This is a genomic window from Aerococcaceae bacterium zg-252 (genome assembly GCA_016237705.1).
Taxonomy (GTDB): Bacteria; Bacillota; Bacilli; order Lactobacillales; family Aerococcaceae; genus Globicatella; species Globicatella yangjingiae.
Genome location: CP066204.1, coordinates 736015 through 759171, shown reverse-complemented (window position 1 = coordinate 759171; position 23157 = coordinate 736015). Strand labels below are relative to the sequence as shown.

The window sequence follows — 23157 nt, the reverse complement described above, 5'->3', positions numbered from 1 at the left end:
TTTCAAGTTCTAAACGATTGCTTGCCATTGCCAGCTTGCATCAAAATTTACCTTATGCTGTTCAGCAAATTCAAAAAAATAGCTTTGTGCGTCTTCTAGCGAAACACCTTCAACAACATAGGCATAACCTGCTTGAGAACCGATTGGTGCATATTCCAAGCGATAACTTGTCCCAAAACCAATCCCTTGTATAAATGCAAATTGTCCCCCTTGTGAACGCCATTCTAATAATACAAACTCATCAAACGCATTAATCGCCACTTCAGCTGCTTGATTTATTTGCTCATTTGTTGGCTCAATCACATTCAATGTATTGGTTGACAACTTCAATCCTACGAAATCTTCTGTCACCTGTGTAGGTTGTGTATTCTCATGTTCTACTTTCACATTCTTTTTTCGTTTAAACAAATCAAAAATCCCCATTAAAATATCCCCCTTAATTTATTAATACTTGAGAAAATTGCACATAAATCTCTTATAACTATCATATCATTTTTATAACAGAATACCTAATTAGAAACAATATAAAATTTGATCCAGTGTCTGTAACTAGATGACGGAATCATCATCTAGCACTTTCGCTTGACCAATTCCCTATGAACTCCTGTCTTTGTAAAATAAATAGTTGGTTAGGTGTCTCAGATACCCAACCAACTATTTATTAAGAGACTTGTGTTAACGAGTGCTTCCCTACATTATTTATCTAATAAAATTTCTTCTATCTTACTTATTAATTTCTCAGAATCTTCACTATCTAATTTATAACGCATTGACCCAATAATTCGTTTGCGATCAATTTCTCTAATTTTTCGGACTAATGCAAATGCCTTTGGATATTTAGGACTCTTTAAATATTTGCTATTATCCAATGTCAAACCATAGCGATAACGTTTCCCACTCTTTTTGCTTGTAATTGGAACAACAACTAAAGTGTTATCTTTTTGTGGTGTAATGACAATTGCATAGTGCTTTCCTGAAAATTCAGCACCGACATTCTCCTTGAAATCTACCAAGTAAATTCCCATTTTTTCTATATCCATACATTTTCCCTCAAAAATTAAATTAGGCACACCCGTAGATGTGCCTCAAAGCTCCTTAACGAATAAGGCTCTAATCTCATACAAGTGCTGCCTTAACGAATAAGGCTTTTGCACCTACCTACATACTAAGTAAGAAACTATATATTGTCAAGCCATTTATCTACCTAAATTTGTTGCATATAGACGTTCAGTAGACAGACACCTATAAAGACCTTTCTATATCTCACACTATTTACTTAATTATGTTAATTATTTCGTCTTATCACTAGCTTTCTGCATTGTATAGTATTATCATATAGGTAGATAAAAAGGAATGTAGGTAATTATGAAAGATAAACATTATTATAAAACGGCATTACAAATGGCTTGGCCTTCTGTACTTGAAAGTTTTTTTATTTCATTAGCAGGAATGATTGATACAATGATGGTTGGCTCACTTGGTAGTTATGCAATAGCATCCGTCGGTCTAACCACTCAACCGAAATTAATTGGGCTAACGCTCTTTTTTGGAATTACAATTTCCGTTTCAACGATTGTCGCTAGACGTCGTGGTCAAGAAGATAAACGTGGTGCTAATGAAGTATTTTTTACAGCCATGATACTCGCACTCATTGCTTGCGTCATCATCACAACGATTGCACTTTACTTTGCACATCCAATTATGACGCTAGCAGGTAGTAACAGTGAAACACATCTGGCATCAGTCCAGTACTACCAAATCATTATGGGTGGACTAATCTTTAATGTGATTGCAATGGTCATCAATGCAGCCCAACGTGGTAGTGGTAATACGAAAATTGCCTTTGTCACTAATTTGACTTCTTCGATCATTAACATTATTTTTAACTATTTACTGATTGGTGGCAAATATGGTTTTCCATCATTAGGCATACAAGGAGCTGCTTTAGCAACCGTCATCGGTAGTATGGTAGCAATGCTGATGAGTATTCGTTCGCTATTTAAAAAGCAAAGTTTAATTCAAATACCATATATCATCGAACATCGGGTTAAAATGCGTTTCGAAACCGTCAAAACTATTTTCAAAATTGGCTCAACAATGGTAATTGAAAATTTAGCAATGCGAATTGGTTTTGTGACAACTGCAATTACAGCTGCCAAACTCGGTACTCACTCGTTTGCGATTTATAATGCTGGAATGAATCTACTTAGTTTAGGATTTTCATTTGGTGACGGTATGCAAGTAGCAGCCGTTGCCTTATCAGGACGTGCACTTGGAAAAGGCGATCATGAAGAAGCCATTAACTTTGGACATATTTGTCAAAGAATTGGTTTAGTGATGTCCATTTTACTTTCAATTTTCCTATTCGTATTCGGTCATCAAATTATGGGACTTTACTTTGACAATCCTACACTCATTACTGAAGCTACCAAAGCAACACACTTTATTATGATTATTGTACTTTTACAAATTTCGCAACTTGTTTATGGTGGATGTTTGCGTGCTGGTGGCGATGTCCGTTATACATTAATGTCTGGAATTATCTCAGTCACCATTATCCGTACCGCTGCAACTCTATTATTAGTTAATTTCTTCAATCTTGGATTGAATGGAATTTGGACTGGAATACTTGCTGACCAATTATCTCGCTTTACGTTACTCCGTCATCGCTTTAAATTAGGTAAATGGACACAGATTCAATTGTAACTAACAATCATAACCACCCGTCTAACGGGTGGTTTGAACAGGGGCTATAAGCCCAAAAAGCCAGCCAGCGCCTAAAGACGCTGGCTTTCACTTTGTTCAAGCCTTATTGCTCTTGACCCGTCACTCGCCTCTCAAAGAGGCGTTTGTATTACTTACCACTATCCCTAAAGGGATTTTCATATTCCTTCACACTCAATTTATCCAAGGCTATATCATGTTTCTCTTGCTCTTGAATATATTTCTTTATCGTGGCTTCATTTAATCCCACCGTACTCACATAATATCCTTCTGCCCAAAAATGTCGATTCCCAAATTTATATTTCAAATTTGCGTGTTTATCAAACATCATTAACGCACTCTTACCTTTTAAATATCCCATAAAACTCGATACGCTTATTCTTGGTGGAATACTGACCAACATATGTACATGGTCCGGCATCAGATGTCCTTCTATAATTTCGACTCCTTTATAACTACATAATCGTCGAAATATTTCTCCTAAACTACTGCGACATTGATTATAGATGATTTTTCGTCTATACTTTGGGGTAAACACAATGTGGTATTTACACATCCACTTTGTGTGCGATAAACTATGTGCCATGCGTTTTCTCCTTTCACTTTACAGTTGGCTTGAACACCACTATTGTATCGCGTTTGGAGTTTTTTGGTATAACCGTCGTTGCGCACCCGCATAGCGGGTGGTTTATTTGTCACTCACCTTACGGTGCGTGACCGACTAAAGTCACAACAAAAGGCTAGGTAAAAAGTCAATGACTTTTACCTAGCCCTTTTTGTATATTCAAAAAAACGACATTTGAGCAACGAGTACTCAAATGTCGTTTTCGAAATGTGCTAATAGTGATTAGCATTCGTATTACTACGAAATGATGTTATTCTTCTTCTTTGCGTCCACGAGCTACCAAACCTAAACCTGCTAGGATTGATAATGCAGCCGCACTCCAAGGTAATACTGAATCAGTCTCACCTGTATTTGGAAGAACAGAAGATTTTTTAACTTCATCTTTACCTGGTTGTTCAGGAGTAGCCGGTTTACTTGGTTCACTCGGTACTTCTGGTTTTTCCGGTTGTTCAGGTACTTCCGGTGTAGTCGGTACATAAGGAATATGTAAATCTTCACCCGGATTTGTTGGTACTGGTGGAATATATCCTTTAGTTGGATCATTCGGATCCACTGGTTTCAATGGATTACCGTCTGGATCGTTTGGAATATATCCTGGTACAAATGGAATCGGCGGTACGCCTGGTTTATTCGGATCAACTGGAGAATCTGGATTCTCTGGATCGAATGGATAAGGCACTACTGGTCGTTCTTCATTTGGTACACCTGGGATTTCTGGAATCCAGTTACCTACTTTTTGGTAAATATAAGTAACAACTGTTTCACCTTTAACAACTTTACCATTTTCCATACCTTCAGTCTTACTTGGTACAAGAACATACTTGTGACCATCATGTGTAATTTCTGGTTTGATATGGTCAGTTGTGTCATACGGTGTTCCCACATTAGATGTCGGTGTATCAATTACTGGTTCAGCAATTTCATTACCGTCTGTATCTTTGTATCGAACAATAACTGTTCCGACCGGTTTGTAAGGTACTAGTGTATCTTTCGTTGGATCATTTGGCTCAGTAATTGTTGGTGGAATGTAACCTTTTGTTGGATCATTTGGATCTACTGGTTTAAGTGGTGTATTACCAGTTGGATCATTTGGATCTTTTGGTTCATATCCTGGTACATATGGTAATGGCGGATTATCTTGTGGATCTTCCGGTGTTTCATCATACGGTACTTTATTTGGATCTTTTGGTCTGTTTGGATCCGGATCTTCAATATGTGGTACATAACTTCCGTTTGGCACATAAGGTACTGGTGTATCCTCAGACGGATCTTCCGGATTCGTGATCGTTGGTGGAATATATCCTTGCGTTGGATCATTCGGATCTTTCGGTTTCAATGGATTGCCGTCTGGATCTTTTGGTGTATATCCTGGTACATATGGTAATGGCGGATTATCTTGTGGATCTTCCGGTGTTTCATCATACGGTACTTTATCTGGATCTTTTGGTCTGTTTGGATCTGGATCTTCAATATGTGGTACATAACTTCCGTTTGGCACATAAGGTACTGGTGTATCCTCAGACGGATCTTCCGGATTCGTGATCGTTGGTGGAATATATCCTTGCGTTGGATCATTCGGATCTTTCGGTTTCAATGGATTACCGTCTGGATCTTTTGGTGTATGACCTGGTACATATGGTAACGGTGGATTATCTTTTGGATTTTCCGGTGTTTCATCATATGGTACTTTTGGTAAATCATAGTTCGGATCTGGATCTTTCGGATTTGGATTCTCAGGATCTTTTGGTACATACGGAACATAATTTCCTGGTTTCATCGGATCTGGTTTCTCAGGTGTTGCTGGATTTTCCGGAACGTAAGGAATATGTGTGTCTTCACCTGGTTTATTTGGCACTGGTGGCACATAGCCTTGTTTTGGATCTTCTGGATCCACTGGTTTCAATGGATTACCCTCTGGATCATTTGGAATATATCCTGGTACATACGGAATCACCGGTGGTGTATTCGGTTGATTTGGATCGTTCGGTTTCGTTGGATCAACTGGAGAATCTGGATTCTCTGGATCAAACGGATATGGTAATTTCGGACGATCTTTACTTGGTACACCTGGGATTTCTGGAATCCAGCTACCTACTTTTTGGTAAACATAAGTAACTTCTGTTGTACCCTCAACTACTTTACCTGTTTCAGCACCCATAGTCTTAACTAATACATAAACTGTACCGTCTTCCAACTCAATGCGTTCTGGTTTTGTGGATTCATTTTCAGGGTTCATAGAATCCGTCGTATCATAGTCAGTTCCCACTGGTGAAATTGGTGTATCAATACGATCTTTGGCAATTGTTTCACCGTTTGTATTAACATAGTGGACAATTACTGAACCAACTTTTGCACCTACTGGAACGTAAGGAATAAATGTATCTTCACCTGGTTCATTTGGTACTGGTGGTACATAACCTTGTTTTGGATCTTCAGGATCAACTGGTATGAGTGGTGTATTACCACTTGGATCCGTTGGATCTTTCGGTTCAAATCCTGGTACATACGGAATCACTGGTGGTGTATTTGGTTTATCTGGATCGTTTGGTTTCTTCGGATCGATCGGAGAATCTGGATGTTCTGGATCGAATGGATACGGAATTTCTGGACGATCTTTACCTGGTACACCTGGAATTAATGGAATCCAGCTACCTACTTTTTGGTAAACGTAAGTAACAACTGTTTCACCTTTAACAACCTTACCTGTTTCTTCACCACGTGTCTTAGACGGAACAAGAACATACTTATCACCATTGAATGTGATTTCAGTTGGTTTTGTTAATTCACCTTTAGGATTCATATCATCAGTTGTATCATATGGTGTTCCAACAAGTGATTTCTCAGTATCCGTTATTTGATCCTTGATTGTGTTACCCTCAGTATCCTCATAGCGTACCACAACTGTTCCTGCTGGAAGATATGGCACTGGTGTTTCTTTCGGATTTGTTGGTGTTGGTGGAATATATCCTCCCGGATCTTTTGGTAATGGATTTGTAGGATCCATTGGATCTACTGGAATGTATCCCGGTACATCTGGTAAACGTGGATCATCTTTTGGATCTTCTGGTGTTTCGTCATACGGTACTTTCTCAAGTTCTTCTCCCGGTTCTCCTGGAATTGTTGGATTATGTGGATCTTCTGGATCGGTAGGATTTGCAGGATCTTGTGGAATGTACGGTACATATTGTCCTCGTACATATACAATCAATTGATCGTGAAGACCTGTAATCTCACCTGTTTCAGAAATCATTGCTGTTTCTTTTGGTGCATCTTTTTCATTCGGATTAGCCTTGTAATAGTGTGAATATCCAGCTTTTTCTGGTGATACAACAGCTGGAGCTTCTGCGACTTCAGCTTTCCAAGGAGAAACGGTGTATGTACCTGTCACATGATCCATTGTCACTGTACGAGTAAAGCGAACTTTTTGAACATCATCTTTGAAGACTGCCTCATCATCATTACCTTCTTTACCTTCATAACGGTAACGGATTGTACGAGTAGCCTCACGAACAAGATCACCTACTTCATTTGGCCAAACCGGTGTACGTGGATCTTCTGGATTTACAGGGTCACCTGGTTTTGGTCTCGGATTTTCCGGTGTATCCGGCGTATCTGGCGTTACAGGTGTCACTTTATGTTTCAACGTTACTATGAATTGTTGTGACGGTTTTTCTTGAGATGCATCTGGTTTATTATCCAACACGATTGGTTTTGGTACACCGTCAGAAACTAATTCCCAACCTTTATCAGTATACATCTTAATGCGTGTTTCAGTTGTATAATCAGACGTATCACCTGCTTGGCCTTCTGTCTTATCCACACCTTCAATTTGAACTGGGTTTTCTGGATCTGTTACATCGTAGTAAGTAATCGTTGCGTATTGCTTATCTGCCTCAGGTGCTGTCACTGGTGCATAAAGAACTAATTGATCGCTGATACCTGAGATTACACCGTCTGTAGAAATCATTGCTGTTTCTGCTGGTGCATCTTTATCAAATGTATAGCCCACTTTATCTTTTGATTTCACTGCTGGTGCAGTTGGATCAACTGGTACCCATTCACCGTAGCCTACGATTTCACCAGTTACTTTATCGACATTGGCAGTGCGTTTGAATTTCACTGTTTGAACAATATCATCAAAGACCGCTTCTTCATTTATACCTGGCTTATCTTTATAACGGTAACGAATTGTACGAGTTGCTGTTTTCTCTACATTTGCCTTGTCAATGACTGGCCATTTTGGTCCTTCTGGATTATTTGGATTGATTGGTTGATTTGGATCTTTTGGACTATCTGGATCAACTGGTTCAATCGCATGTTTCAAGGTTACTTCGTATTTCTGAGTAGGATCCTCATCTGAATTATCTACTTCATTGTCAAAGATAATTGGTGTTGGAACATTATCATCAACTACTTCATAGCCTTTATCAAGATAATCTTGAACCCTCTTTTGTTTTTTCTCTGGATTCGTTGTGTAGTCTGATTTATCTCCAGCGACACCACTTTCCTTATCCACATCACCAAGTTGAGTTGGGTTTGCTGGATCTGTTACATCTTTGTAAGTGATTGTTGCGTGTTGTTTGATTGGTACCGGCACTTCTGGTGTAACCGGAGCATACAAGATTTTTTGATCTTCAAGACCAGAAATCACACCATCTTTAGATATCATCGCTGTTTGAGCTAATACATCTTTTTGAACTTTTGTATCATCCGCTTGGTTATAGTGCGTGTGTCCCTCTTTTGAGCCAGAGATAACAGCTGGTGCTTCATCAACAATCGCTTTCCAATCAGAATAAGTCACTTTACCAGTCACATGATCAACAGTTGCTGTACGTCTGAATTTAACCGTTTGTACTACATCTGGGAAGACTTTCATCGTGTCATCATCAGGTGTATTTTCATAACGGTAGCGAATTGTACGTGTTGCTGTACGCTCAAGTTCATTCGCTAAATCAGGCCATTTTGGTCCATCTGGATTATTCGGATTAATCGGTGTTCCTGGTTTTGGTTGTGGCGTATCTGGTGTAATCGGTGTTGTTTTATGTTTTAAAGTGACTTCAAATTTTTGACTTGGGTCATCTTCAGAAGTATCTGCTTTTCCATCGAATGTGATTGGACTTGGTACGCCGTCATTTACAAGCTCATATCCTTTATTGAGATAATCTTCAAGTCGTTTCACTGTTGTGTAAGGAGAGTTCTCACCCTCAACACCATTCGTTTTATCAACATCACCTAACTGCTCTTTATCGTCTTCGTTAATCTTAGTTGGGTCTTTCTTGTCTGTTACATCGTAGTAAGTGATCGTTGCGTGTTGAGGATCTTTTGGAGCCTCTGGTGCTGGTTTCACAGCATACACATAAGTTACAACGAGTGTCTTACCAGCTTGTACAACCCCATTTTCAGGTTCATTTCCAGGCTGACCTGTTTGAATTTCCTTAAAGACATATTCAACATTATCTTTTGTAATCGTTGGGTCCTTTTGTTCGGAAGTATTGTATTGTGTACCTGGTTTGACATTGGTTTCATCTTCAACATCTTTATCTTTTAGAAGTTGTCCTTGTTCATTTACATAACGAACGACAACACTACCTGCTTGCTCATAGACGTAAGTAACAGTTTGATCGTTCTCAGTCACTTCACCTTTTTCTGGTGCTGAGTTCTCTTTTGGTTCTGTTTGAGCAAGATAATAAACTTTATCGTCTTTTGTGGTGATCTTTTCAGGCTTGTTATCAAATGTTTCGTAATGTTCACCAACTGGTTTTTTATCAGTATCTATCACGAAGTTTTCATCATTTGGTTGCAAATCTTTGTCTTTGATAGGATTACCCATTTTATCTTCGAATTTAACAAAGACAGAACCTGTTTTTTCAACTGGTTTTTCTGGAACATCATAGACATAGGTTACATGAAGTGTTTCACCAGCCTTGATTTGTCCTTTTTCAGATGCATTTCCTGGTTGACCTGTTTGAATTTGCTTAAAGACATAAGTTACATCACCTTTTGTGATCGTTTGATCTTTACGGTCAGCTGTTTCATAATCTGAACCTGGTTTGCCATTTACAACATCATCTACTGGAGCTTGAATTTCTTCTCCTTGAGTATTTACGTAATGGACTTTGACGTTACCAGCTTTTTCATACAAATAAGTTACTTCTTTATTGACACCTGCCGTTACTTCGCCACTTTCAGGTGCTGAACCGTCTTTTGGCTTGCTTTGTGCAAGATAGTAAGTTGAGCCGTCTGTACCCTCTAATTTTTCAGGTTTTCGGTCGTAAGTGTCATATTCTGTTCCATCTGGTTTATTATCAGTATCGGTAACTTTTTTTGCAATTGGTTGACCTGTTGTCTTATCCTCATAGTTTACAAAGACAGAACCTGGTTTCAATGCGTACACTTTAATGACGTGTGTCGTACCTTCTTTTATATTTCCAGTAGTTCCACCGATATGGTTCAGTTCATCTGTTTCGATTTTCTTACCATCAACAATGTTTGTCTTAGACAGTTCTTTAAAGGCGTAGACTTTGCCATTAACAGTAATTTCTGGTTTATGATGGTTATCATCTGTATCGTAGGCAGCATCAATATTGCCATCAGTCGTATCATTTTCTTTTGGAGAAAGGGTATTCCCTTTTTCATCTACAAAGTAAACATCAACATTACCTTTTACAGCTTTGTAAACATATGTGACATGGTGGGTACCTTGCATCAAATCACCAGACGGTGCAATACCTTTTGGATCATTAGCAGCGATAACACCCTCTTTGTTACTTGTAACCAAGTTCCCTTTTTCACCTAAAGTCCCCACTGCATAAGGTGTTTCTGGATTAACTGGAGCTGGTTTGTAGGTTACACCGTTATGTTTGATTTCTGGTGAAATGTTACCCAATGTATCATACATTGCTTTCACACCATTTGTTTCAACAGGTCGATCTGCGACAACTGTCACTGGTTCTTCAATTTTATTTCCGTCTGTATCAACATAGTTTACGATAACTGTACCTTTGTTGATAATTTCAGGGTTACTTGCCGTTACTGGTAACGCTGTAAAGCGAGCAGAATCTGCGTAACGATAGTTCCCACCTGTTTGGTTAGCACGAGCATTTATTGGATTCCCATTATGATCAAAAAACGTCAACAAATGGAACCCTGGTGCATCTCCTGGTTTATCCGGATCATCCACAGTTATCGATTTACCAGGATTGTCAGGATCATCAATTTGTTTTCTGTGATGAAGGTCTGCACTATTCCCTGGATTTGCTGTACTCCACTCCTTGTTAAGCAATTTCACACCAAACTTGGATGTTTTCCCTGCTTCTTCTTTATCTGGATGCATAGTACCATTGATGAAAAAACCAGGTTTAGAATAATCTCCAAAGAAACGAATCGTTGCTTCTTTCTTGTCCTCACTGATCTTCTCGATGATCATATACGTGTCTTTTGGAGTTACATAGACACTTTCATCCGTTGAATTTGCTTGTGGTTTACCATCCTTATCATACGGCACATAATACACTGGAAGGCGAGTCCCTAGCATTAAATTATCACCCCAAATATATGGATTTGGATTGGTATCCTTAGCTTTGATTTTAGCTACAAATCCATTTGGTAGCCCACCAACTTCACCATTAAAGGTTAGAATCGCATCATTTTCAACCTCTTTTGAAAAAGCGATGTCTTCTGGCTCTCCAAGTGGTCGAAAATCATACAGCATGGTATTAAAGCGAAGATAAGGCTTGCTATCTCCAGGTCCTTTTTGAGCATAACTTGTACCACCATTAGTCTGCACACCATTATTAAAAGGATTTTGAGTATATTCTTTCTCTACGACAACATCATCATTCACTAAAACTTTGAATTTAGCTGTATGTGGTTTTGAAACAGCTACAGTTTGGATATTGGCATTACGATTAATTTCCGCTTTTACGTCCTTAAGTCCTTCTACATTTTCATTGAAGGTAACTTTATATTTAATTTTCTTTGTCATATAGTCTGAAGATGCGGACAAATCAAAACGTGTAGGATCCTGTGAATCTTGAGCACGATAGTAATCACTTTCATAACCAACACGCTCTACCGTACCAATCACAACTTCTTCCTTAGTATCAGGATTTGTAATGACTATTTTTCTTGGAAGTTCGACTGGTGCATCTTGTCCTTCGATATAGAAATAATCATCCTTATGTAGCTCTTGTCCCTCAAAACTCAAATTTACTTTGAATGGATTTGCAACTAAGGTTGGTGCAACGTTAAGAGCTGAGTTAGTTCCCTCAACTGTTACTTTAGGAGTTACTTTTCTACCCTCAGTTGCAGTTGGTGTTGCAGGCGTTTCTCCAACACGGAATCCCGTACCAGTAGTTAACGGCTCACCTTGATTTGGAAAAGCTGCACGTCTTTGTAAACGGCGTGCCTCTTCAGCAATGATGTTTAATGCAGCAACATCAACAGCCTGTTGTAAGCGTGACACATATTCACCACGGACAGTTGGTGTTAATGATGTAAACGTATTCACTGATCTGATTTTCTCTGCTTTAACAGCCTCTAAATCAGTAGTTGACGCTACATCTTCAGTTGGCACTACAGTATTTGGTGTCACTGCCGTTACAACATTAGTTGTTGGCATTGCTTCTTCTTCTAATTCAGTTACTTCTGGAGACACTTCTTCAGTATAAACAGCAACTTCAATAATTTCTTCACAAGGAAGACTTGCTACTTCCACACCATTTTCTAATACCCTCACAGTACCATCATTAGCGACAATAACTTGATACGATTCACCCAAGTTATTATCTGCACGAACAAGTGCTTCCACTGCTGCTTTTTCACCGGCATTAAGATTTGTGGCATTTACAACTGTCACTTTTGTGTGTACTACTAAGTGCAATGCTGTTGCAATGCTTTCAGTTGTTTCATCTATAACAGGTGTTACTACGACATTAGTCCCTTCCTCAACAGAATTTGATTCTTGCACTAGATCTGCTGATTCTTCCGATACAGTCGTTGTATCTTCTAGCGATGAATCGTCTACTTGATTATCAGTTGATAACACTGGTTCTGTTGAAACTAGTTCTTCAGCTGATGCTTGGTTTGTACCCATAACAATTGATGTTCCTAAAAGAACTGAGCACACTCCAATTTTATACTTGCGAATTGAGAACCGTTGTTTTCGTTTAAAAAACATAGGCATTCCCCTCTTTCTTATAATTCTTCCCTTGTAAAAAGTATCTTTTTGCAAAGTTTACGGCTATTTTCCATTTGCTGGAAGATTCCAAGGGAATTGTATCAATTATAATTTTTTATTGCAAGTGTTTATCTTAAAAATTTTAAATATTCACATTTTAAGTTTCCAAATTTTATCCAAACAATGTTTTTATATCAACAAATTTAACATTTTCTGAATTTAAAATATTATTTAAGTTTCCATTGAGGTCAAATATAAAATTGTAATAATTACGATAAATCATAATATTTAGTCATCAAATGACGCTAGAATTATCAGCGAAGCATATTGATACAAAAATTTTGTATAAAATATTACTGGTTAATCGTTTGTTTAAAAATAAGAAAACAGATAGAAACGAATCATCCTTTCTATCTGTCAATCAAGTCGCTTAATTTTAGGGAACCAACACCATTTGACATAGAGCCAAAAAAACAGCATTTGAGCGAATACTCAAATGCTGTTTCCATTATATGCTCAGAGTTTATTAAATCGTATTGCTACGAATTAATTTTAAGCTTCTTCATCTTTTTTGCGACGAGGTGCTACTAATCCTAGACCTGCTAAGATTGAAAGTGCTGCTGCACTCCATGCCATAGCTGAGTCAGATTCACCTGTATTTGGAAGAACAGCTGATTTTCCAACTTCTTGATAAACTGGAGCTTCAGGTGTTCCTGGTTTTTCAGGAGTTTCTGATGTTTCAGGAGTTTCTGGCGTTTCAGGTGCTTCTGGTTTCTCAGGTGTCTCTGGAACTTCTGGTAATTCAGGTGTTTCAGGTGTCTCTGGAACTTCTGGTAATTCAGGTGTTTCAGGTGTCTCTGGTGTTTCTTTCAATTTGTAAATATAAGTAACATCAGTATTACCTTTAACAACCTTACCTTGTTCTTGATCACCGTCTTTAACTTTTACAAGTTCATAGACTTTACCGTCTTTACCAGTGATTTCCTTAGGAACTTCCTCACCATTTTCATTAGTGTTGTACTCTGTACCCACTGGTGATTTCGGTGTATCCTCAGTCGGATCTTTAATCACATTACCTTCTTCATCCACATAATGAACCGTTACTGTTCCTGCTGGTACGTAAGGCACTGGTGTATCTTTCTTAGGATCTACTGGTTTTGGTGGTACATATCCTTTAGATGGATCGTTTGGATCTACTGGTTTCAACGGTGTTGAAGGATCTTCTGGATCTACTGGTACATAACCATCAATATCAGGTAATGGTGGATTATCACTTGGATCTTCCGGTGTATTATCGTAATCCACTGGTGGAATCGGATTTCCATTTGGATCTAGAGGAGGATTGTTCTCTGGATTTGTTGGATACTTAGGATCATTCGGATTAGAAGGATCCGTTGGATCTTCAGGGATATACGGAATATACTTGTTAGGTTTTTCTTCCACTGGTGGTGGTGTTTGTTTTTCTTTCAACTTGTAGATGTATGTAACGTCAATGTTACCTTTTTCTACTACACCAGTTGGGTTGTCGCCTTCTTTAACTTTTACAAGTACGTATTCTTCGCCGTCTTTACCAGTGATTTCTCTTGGAATTTCCTTGCCATCTTCATCAGTGTTGTACTCTGTACCCACTGGTGATTTCGGTGTGTCCTCAGTCGGATCTTTAATCACATTACCTTCTTCATCCACATAGTGAACAGTTACTGTTCCTGCTGGTACGTAAGGTACTGGTGTATCTTCTTTAGGATCTACTGGTTTTGGTGGTACATATCCTTTAGATGGATCGTTTGGATCTACTGGTTTCAACGGTGTTGAAGGATCTTCTGGATCTACTGGTACATAACCATCAATATCAGGTAATGGTGGATTATCACTTGGATCTTCCGGTGTATTATCGTAATCCACTGGTGGAATCGGATTTCCATTTGGATCTAGAGGAGGATTGTTCTCTGGATCTGTTGGATACTTCGGATCATTCGGATTAGAAGGATCCGTTGGATCTTCAGGGATATACGGAATATACTTGTTAGGTTTTTCTTCTACTGGTGGTGGAGTTTGTTTTTCTTTCAACTTGTAGATGTAAGTAACATCAATATTACCTTGTTCTACTTCACCAGTCGGTTTGTCACCGTCTTTAACTTTTACAAGTACATACTCTTCGCCGTCTTTACCAGTGATTTCTCTTGGAATTTCCTTACCGTCTTCATCAGTGTCATACTTAGTACCTACTGGTGATTTCGGTGTATCCACAGTTGGATCCTTGATAACTTCACCTTTTTCGTTTACATAGTGAACCGTTACTGTTCCTGCTGGTACGTAAGGAATTGGTGTATCTTCCTTAGGATCAACTGGTTTTGGTGGCCCATATCCCTTAGTTGGATCTTCTGGATCTACTGGTTTCAATGGTGTCTTACCACTTGGATCGCTTGGATCTACAGGGATGTATCCTGGTACGTCCGGTAAACGTGGATCATCTGACGGATCTTCCGGTGTCTCATCGTATGGACGAGTTGGAATTTCTTCACCTGGGTTATTTGGATCTGTTGGATCATGTGGATCCGTTGGGTCATTAGGGTTGCTTGGATCTACTGGGATAAATGGAATGTATTTACCTGGTTTTTGACGGTAAACGTAGATTACGTTTGTTTCGCCCTTAACAACTTTACCAGTTTCTCCACCTACAATTGCATCTTCTGGAACAACTTCTTGATCACCAACTTTGTTTGAAGTAGAAACACGAACCAATTCATAGATAGACTCGTTACCCTCTTCATCTGTAACAATGATTTCATCCGGACGTTCTTTTCTTGTTCTTGTATTTTCAGTTGTGTCATAGTCAGAACCAACTGGAGCTTTCGCTGTATCTACAAGTTTGTCAAGAAGAACATTACCCTCTTCATCAACATAATGAATCACAACTGAACCTGCTGGTACGTAAGGAATTGGTGTATCTTCCTTAGGATTTTCTGGTGCTGGTGGCACATAGCCGCCATTTGGATCTTTTGGCAATGGATTGCTTGGATCTTTTGGATCTACTGGCACAAAACCGTCGATATCCGGTAAGCGTGGATCATCACTTGGATCGTTCGGTGTATTATCGTAATCCACTGGTGGAATTGGATTTCCATTTGGATCTAATGGTGGATTATCTTCCGGATCATTTGGATACTTAGGATCGTTCGGATTAGACGGATCTTCAGGATTTTCCGGAATGTACGGAATGTACTTATTAGGTGTTTCAGTTGGTGGTAATGGTGGTAATGGTTCTTCACCACTTGATTCTGGTGTCACTGGTTTTACTAAACGGTAAACGTAAGTAACTTCTTTTGTTTTACCTGCTTCAACTGCACCGTCAACTGAATCAGTTGATGTTAAGTGACCGTCTTCATCAACTTCACCTGCACCATATGTTCCTGCTGGTACACGTTCATACACTTTATCCCCTACTGTAATTGTAGCTGGACGTAACGTTTTCGTAGTCGTGTCATACTCAGTTCCGTCTTTTTCATTTTTCTTCGCAACTTTATCGGCTGCAATTTCGTTTCCAGCTTCGTCTACATAGTGAACGATAACTGATCCGGCTTTCTTGTACACGTATGTTACAACTTTTTCGCCTTCTTTAACTTTACCGTCGTCTTCCCCTTCACCTTCTTTTGGTTCATTCTTAGTTAAGTGGTAAACTGTTGGATTTTCTGGATCATTTGGATTTGGAACTTCGATTTTCTCATCGCGTTTATCAACTGTATTGTACGGAGTATCAACTGGTGATAATGGCGTATCTTCCTTAGGATCTTGAATCTCGTTACCTTCTTCGTCTTCGTATTTAACGATTACAGAACCTTTTGGTGATTCTGGTTTTGGCTCTTCTTTTGGTGTTTCACGTTTCTTGTACTCATATTTAATAACTTGTGGAGTTTCAGTTACGTTACCTTCTTGTGGTGCTGAACCTTCTTTAAGTTTTGGAGTATTGTCTTCGTTTTTCACCAAGTCATAGATATTACCATCTTTGTCTGTTAAGATTGCTGGTGGTGTATCTTTATATGGTGTTTCTAATGGAGTATCTTTTTCTTTGATTACTTCATCTTCTTCAACAGTTGGGTCTTCATATAGACGCTCTTCTGTTCCTTCTACATAGTATTGAGCTGTTACTTCTCCACCAGGTTTTACTGGTTCTTCTTTTGGTGTTTCACGTTTCTTGTACTCGTATTGGATAACTTGTGGAGTTTCAGTTACGTTACCTTCTTGTGGTGCTGAACCTTCTTTAAGTTTTGGAGTATTGTCTTCGTTTTTCACCAAGTCATAGATATTACCATCTTTGTCAGTTAAGATTGCTGGTGGTGTATCTTTATATGGTGTTTCTAATGGAGTATCTTTTTCTTTGATTACTTCATCTTCTTCAACAGTTGGGTCTTCATATAGACGCTCTTCTGTTCCCTCTACATAGTATTGAGCTGTTACTTCTCCACCAGGTTTTACTGGTTCTTCTTTTGGTGTTTCACGTTTCTTATACTCGTATTTAATCACTTGTGGAGTTTCAGTTACGTTACCTTCTTGTGGTGCTGAACCTTCTTTAAGTTTTGGAGTATTACCTTCTTTTTTCACCAAGTCATAGATATTACCATCTTTGTCTGTTAAGACTACTGGTGGTGTATCTTCGTATGGTGTTTCTAATGGAGTATTTTTCTCTTTAACTACTGTATCTTTTTCGACAGTTGGGTCTTCATATAGACGCTCTTCTGTTCCTTCTACATAGTATTGAGCTGTTACTTCTCCACCAGGTTTTACTGGTTCTTCTTTTGGTGTTTCACGTTTCTTATACTCGTATTTAATCACTTGTGGAGTTTCAGTTACGTTACCTTCTTGTGGTGCTGAACCTTCTTTAAGTTTTGGAGTATTACCTTCTTTTTTCACCAAGTCGTAGATATTACCGTCTTTGTCTGTTAAGACTACTGGTGGTGTATCTTCGTATGGTGTTTCCAATGGAGTGTTTTTCTCTTTAACTACTGTATCTTTTTCGACAGTTGGGTCTTCGTAAAGACGCTCTTCTGTTCCTTCTACATAGTATTGAGCTGTTACTTCTCCACCAGGTTTTACTGGTTCTTCTTTTGGTGTTTCACGTTTCTTGTACTCATATTGGATAACTTGTGGAGTTTCAGTTACTTCACCTGTTGGTTCAGCTGATCCTTCTTTAAGTTTTGGAGTACCGTCTTCGTTTTTCACTAAGTCGTAGATATTACCGTCTTTGTCTGTTAAGACTACTGGTGGTGTATCTTCGTATGGTGTTTCTAATGGAGTATTTTTCTCTTTAACTACTGTATCTTTTTCGACAGTTGGGTCTTCATATAGACGCTCTTCTGTTCCCTCTACATAGTATTGAGCTGTTACTTCTCCACCAGGTTTTACTGGATTTTCTTCTGGTTGTTTTTCAGAGTACACATAAATTACGTGTGTTGTCCCTTCAACAACTTCACCTGTTTCTTTTCCTAAGAAGAAGACTCTGTTTGTTGCATCTTCTTTTACAACATCATTTTGACCAACTTTTGGTGTCATTGATACTTCTTTAAACACGTATGTCTTGCCACCAAATGTAATTTCTTTTGGTTTTTCCAATTCATTATCAGCTGTATTGAATGGTGCATCGACTGCAGCGTTAGTTGTATCGTTGTACTCAGTCTTGATAACTTCACCAGCTTCGTTGACATAGTGAACAACGACTGAACCTTTTGGCTCTGCTTTTGGTGTTTCACGTTTCTTATACTCGTATTTAATCACTTGTGGAGTTTCAGTTACGTTACCTTCTTGTGGTGCTGAACCTTCTTTAAGTTTTGGAGTATTGCCTTCTTTTTTCACCAAGTCATAGATATTACCATCTTTGTCAGTTAAAATTGCTGGCGGTACATCTTTATATGTTGTTTCTAATGGAGTACCTTGCTCTTTAACTACTGTATCTTCTTCAACAGTTGGGTCTTTGTAAAGACGAGTTTCTTCACCTTCTACAAAGTACTGAGCACTTACTTCTCCACCAGGTACAACTGGTTTCACTTCTTCGTAAACGTAAGTTACTTTCTTAGTCTTACCAGCTTCTACTGAACCTGCAATAGAATCAGTACCTTCTAAATGCTTATCAGCATCTACTGTACCTACTGGGTATACTCCTGGTTTTTCTACTAATTTGTATGTCTTACCGTCTTTTGTGATTGTATCTGGACGTAAATCTACAACTGTATCATAGGCTTCTCCGTCTTTTCCTTCTTTAGTATCGAAGATTGTGTCTTCGTCTTTCAAGAAGTTTCCGTCTACATCCACGTAGTTAACGATAACTGAACCTTTTGGTGCTTCTTCTTTCAACTTGTAAACATAGATAACATTTGTTGTACCTTCTACAACTGAACCATCTTCTTTGTTCGTCACGATGTTCTTGTCATCGGTCTTAACAATTTCCTTACCACCAACAGTATTTGTATCGGATACGCGTGTCAATACATAAGTATTACCATTGTGTGTGATTTCTTCTGGTTTTTCTAAGTTATCTTGTTTTGTGTTATAAGCTGAATCTACTGCAGCGTCTGTTGTATCTTTGTATGAAGATTGGATTACTTCGCCGTCTTCGTTTACATAGTGTACAACTACTGAACCTTTTGGTTCTGCTTTTGGCTCTTCTTTCAACTTATAAACATAGATAACATTTGTTGTACCTTCTACAACTGAACCATCTTCTTTGTTAGTCACGATGTTTGTAGCGTCAGTCTTAACGATTTCTTTACCACCAACAGTGTTTGTATCTGATACACGAGTTAATACATATGTCTTACCATTGTGAGTAATTTCTTCTGGTTTTTCTAAGTTATCTTGTTTTGTGTTATAAGCTGCATCTACTGCTGCATCTGTTGTATCTTTGTATGCAGATTGAATCACTTCACCGGCTTCGTTTACATAGTGTACAACTACTGAACCTTTTGGTTCTACAGGTGTTTCTACTTCATCATAAACATAGATAACGTGAGTTGTACCTGGAACAATTGTGCCTTCTTGTCCTTTTACGACATTTGTAGCATTTTCATTCACGACAACTTTACCACCAACTGTATTTGTTGTAGCAACTTCTTTAAATTTGTAATTTACATTGCCATTTTCAATTGTTGCTGGCTTTTCATTTGCATTTTCTTTATTATCCGCAGCATTGTATGGTGCATCAATATCGCCTTCAGTGATGTCTTTTACTTCTTGTTTAATAACATCACCTTTAGTGTTTACATAATGAATCACAACTGATCCTACTGGTTTGTAAACGTAAACGATGTTTTTAGTACCATCGATAATCGTACCAGTTTCTTCTGTCGTTACATTTTCAGTTGCAATAGGCTTACCATCAACTACACCAGTTTCAGAGACTTCAACTTTCTTATACACAACGCCATCTTTTTCAAGAGTTTCTGGTTTTTCAGTAGGTGTAACTGTATAGTTCTCGTCTACTGGTTTATCATCAGAATTGTGGTGATTTGGTTGAAGTTCATTTCCTTTTGTATCTACATAGTGAAGAACAACATCACCTGTTTTTGGTTGTGTTACTTCACGGTAAACATAAACAACTTCTTTTGTTTTTCCAGCTTCTACGTCACCCGTTGTAGAATCAGATGAAGTTAAATGCCCATTATTGTCAACTTCAATTGGATTATTATTATAAGTACCGTATGTACCTGCAGGAACAAGTTCATAAATCTTACCTTCATTATTGAACTCTTTAGATCCCTTAATAAGGTCTAATTTACGGTCTTCATCTGTGTTATAAGGAGTGTTTGCATCTGCATTTGTTTCATCCTTAACTTCAGTTTTAATAATATTACCTTCTACATCAATGTACTTAACGATAACATTACCAGTTACAGCTTTTGGTGCATATTCATATCTAATAGTTTGGTCTTCTTTTTTTACCTCACCAGTTTCAGGATCAGAATTTTCTTTCACCTGCACGTATTCATATACCGTACCGTCCGCTGCACGGATTGCTTGTGGACGACCGACAGTTGCATCGTATTTCTTATAAAGAGCTTGATCTTTTTCAATATCATCTTTACCTGTCGTTGTCTCAGTAGTAGGCACGAACTTGCCGTCTACGACAGAACCAACAGTACCAGCAAGAATGTCTTCTGTACCTTGGATATAATATTCACGGTAAACATTACCTTTACCAACAGTACCACGGATACTTGCAGCATCACCCCAAGTTACTGTACCAGCAGGTGCTACAACGCTTGGCATGATACCACCGATAGAAAGGTCTGCTAGGATACGTCCAACTTTACCTTGACGGCTATGGAAGTAAAGGTCACCATTGGCGTCAATCGCAAGTCCCCCAGTTGTTACTTCATTTGATTTGGCAGCATCTGCATTATCCCCAAAACCAATGTCATTGGTATTTGTTAAGATTGGAATATTGCGTGATAAAGTACCATTATGAGCAGAGTATTTATCGTTTTGAGATGCTGCTGCATCAAAGGCTGCTTTAGTTTCTTCATAAACAAAGTAATTAGATGTATTATACTGGTTCAAAATTAATTTGAAGTTACCTTCTGTGTCAAAGGCAATATCGTTACCAATTACATAACTTTCTCCACCATCAAAACGTTTACCAGTAGAAACGAAGTAAGATTCATTTTTATCAAACTTGCCTGATTTTACAAAAGTTGTATCAATGTAACCTGCATTGGCAACTGTTCCTGTCGCTGGATCAAATGACCACATACGGAAATAAATATCAAATTCACCAGCATCACGTTTTTTAATGTAATCAGCCAAATCACGTGGTGCTATTCGAGAAAAGGCAGGATCTGTTTGTAGAGTTACAGTACCAAAGTAGTATTTACCATCTTTTGGATTGACTGCACCGGCTGTCCAAGCATTGGTCTTTAGAACACCCATGCCATCTGCCCATGTGCTAGAATCGCTTACTAAACTCCATGTCTTAGCTTCCATATCATAGCGGTAAATACCATTGATAGTTGTGCGGTCAACCACATCATTATCAGAAGTGAAACCAAGAGCATATGCATAACGTCCGTCATTTGAAAGTCCTAGAGCATTGATAGCACGATAGTTTTCACCTGTATTAGCTACACCACGATCGCCAAAACCTTGTTGTTTTGACAATTCATAGTTCTTATCAAAGAGTGTACCGCCACCTTCAAAGTCATCTTTAGAGACTTCTACGACGTTACCAGTTGTTGTATCTACCTCATAGATTTTTGTGATTCTATCAGTACTATTACCACCATTGATTGTACCTGATTTTTGAACGTAGAAGATACCTGGTTTGTTACTAAAACGTCCAAGTGTTTCCCAGCCTGCAGTATCTAATATTTCATCAGCTGCTGGTACATCCGCACGGAACCCAGTTCCTGTTGGGATTGCTTGTCCTTCATTTGGGAAAGCTTCTGCACGGCGTTGCGCACGGCGAGCTTCTCTTGCGATTTGTTCCAAGGCAGCTGCGTCAACAGCTTCTTGAAGACGTGATACATATTCATTGCGTACTTCTGGTGTCAAGGCTGAATAAGTATTGATTAATTCAATTTTTTCAGCTTTAACAGCTTCAATATTTACATCTGCTGCAACTTCTTCAGTTGCTTCAACTTCCGTTGCCGGTGCAACTTCTACAACTGGAGTCGCTTCTGTCGCTGCTTCTGTTGTTGGAGCTGGAGCTTCTGTTACTTCTTCAATTGCTGGTGCAGCTACTTCTGTTGTTTCTTCAGTAGTTGTCTCAGTTTCTTGAGCTGGTGCTACTGTTTCTTCAGATACAGTAGTCGGCTCTTCTTCTAAAGGCTGGTCGTCTACTAGTTCTGATGTTGAAGTAACCGGTTCTGACGAACCTACTTCCTCTGCTGATACTTGGTTTGCGCCCATAACAATTGTCGTTCCTAATAGGACTGAGCACACACCGATTTTATACTTACGTATTGAGAATCGTTGTTTTTTATTAAAAAACATCGGCATCCCTCACTTTCTTATACTTCTTCCTTTGTAAAATTGTATTTTTTATCAAAGTAGACGGACATCCATCTTTTTCGAAAGATTCCAAAAAGTATTGTATCAGTTCATTATTCATAATGCAAGCAATTGAATTAATAATTTTATAAAAGTTTTTTATTGCAGTTTCCAATAAAAGCATAATAATCATTGATAAATATACATTCAAAAATCAATTTCATTTGCTAACTATCCAAAAAGTTTCCTGAAAACTCTTTCATTGCGCTTGTGATTTATTTTGTTATCATTTAATATATTTACTTTTTCATTCTCATTTTACTTATATTTATATAAAATGTATATTCAAATTTACATCCTATCTTTAAATATCAATATTATTCATATTTTTATTCCCCTGCTCTATTTTTAATAAACAGGACCGTTTCCATAAATCTTCGGTTTTAATGGTGTTTTTAGAACACAATATAAGGGTAATTTAACTCTGAACTGCTTATGGATTTTGTTCCGTAAAAACAAAAGATAATTTGTATATTGGAGTCTATAAACTAAAAAAGACACCTTGTCAAAGGTGCCATTTTAATTATTCCACTTGAATACAGTACAAACTGAGTGCTGTTGTAAAAATTCAAAAAACGTTAATGGTGTAGTTTAT

6 protein-coding genes are annotated in these 23157 nt (G+C 38.2%); 1 reads left to right on the top strand and 5 read right to left on the bottom strand.

Annotated elements, in window-relative coordinates:
• Positions 1 to 9 precede the first annotated feature (9 nt).
• Both JDW14_03715 and JDW14_03710 read right to left on the bottom strand, forming a co-directional pair.
• Positions 10 to 423, bottom strand: coding sequence for a hypothetical protein (locus tag JDW14_03715; GenBank protein ID QQD66220.1), 414 nt, complete (start codon positions 421 to 423; stop codon positions 10 to 12).
• Positions 424 to 695: 272 nt separating this feature from the next.
• Entirely contained in the window at positions 696 to 1040 is a 345-nt protein-coding gene (locus tag JDW14_03710) for a type II toxin-antitoxin system PemK/MazF family toxin (GenBank protein ID QQD66219.1), read from the bottom strand.
• A 325-nt stretch (positions 1041 to 1365) separates the two neighbouring features.
• On the opposite strand from JDW14_03710, the gene JDW14_03705 reads away from it, so the two are divergent.
• Positions 1366 to 2706, top strand: a complete 1341-nt coding sequence (locus tag JDW14_03705) for an MATE family efflux transporter (GenBank protein ID QQD66218.1) — start codon at positions 1366 to 1368, stop codon at positions 2704 to 2706.
• Between the two features lie 148 nt (positions 2707 to 2854).
• Here the strand turns inward: JDW14_03705 and tnpA are convergent, their stop codons facing one another.
• From tnpA to JDW14_03690, 3 genes are all read right to left on the bottom strand, one after another.
• A complete protein-coding gene (gene tnpA, locus JDW14_03700; protein ID QQD66217.1) occupies positions 2855 to 3310 on the bottom strand; it encodes an IS200/IS605 family transposase in 456 nt (151 codons plus the stop codon).
• A 289-nt stretch (positions 3311 to 3599) separates the two neighbouring features.
• Positions 3600 to 12527, bottom strand: a complete 8928-nt coding sequence (locus JDW14_03695; protein ID QQD66216.1) for a MucBP domain-containing protein — start codon at positions 12525 to 12527, stop codon at positions 3600 to 3602.
• A gap of 552 nt (positions 12528 to 13079) precedes the next feature.
• Complete coding sequence (locus tag JDW14_03690) at positions 13080 to 22505, bottom strand: MucBP domain-containing protein (protein QQD66215.1); 9426 nt, start codon at positions 22503 to 22505, stop codon at positions 13080 to 13082.
• Between the last annotated feature and the right edge of the window lie 652 nt (positions 22506 to 23157).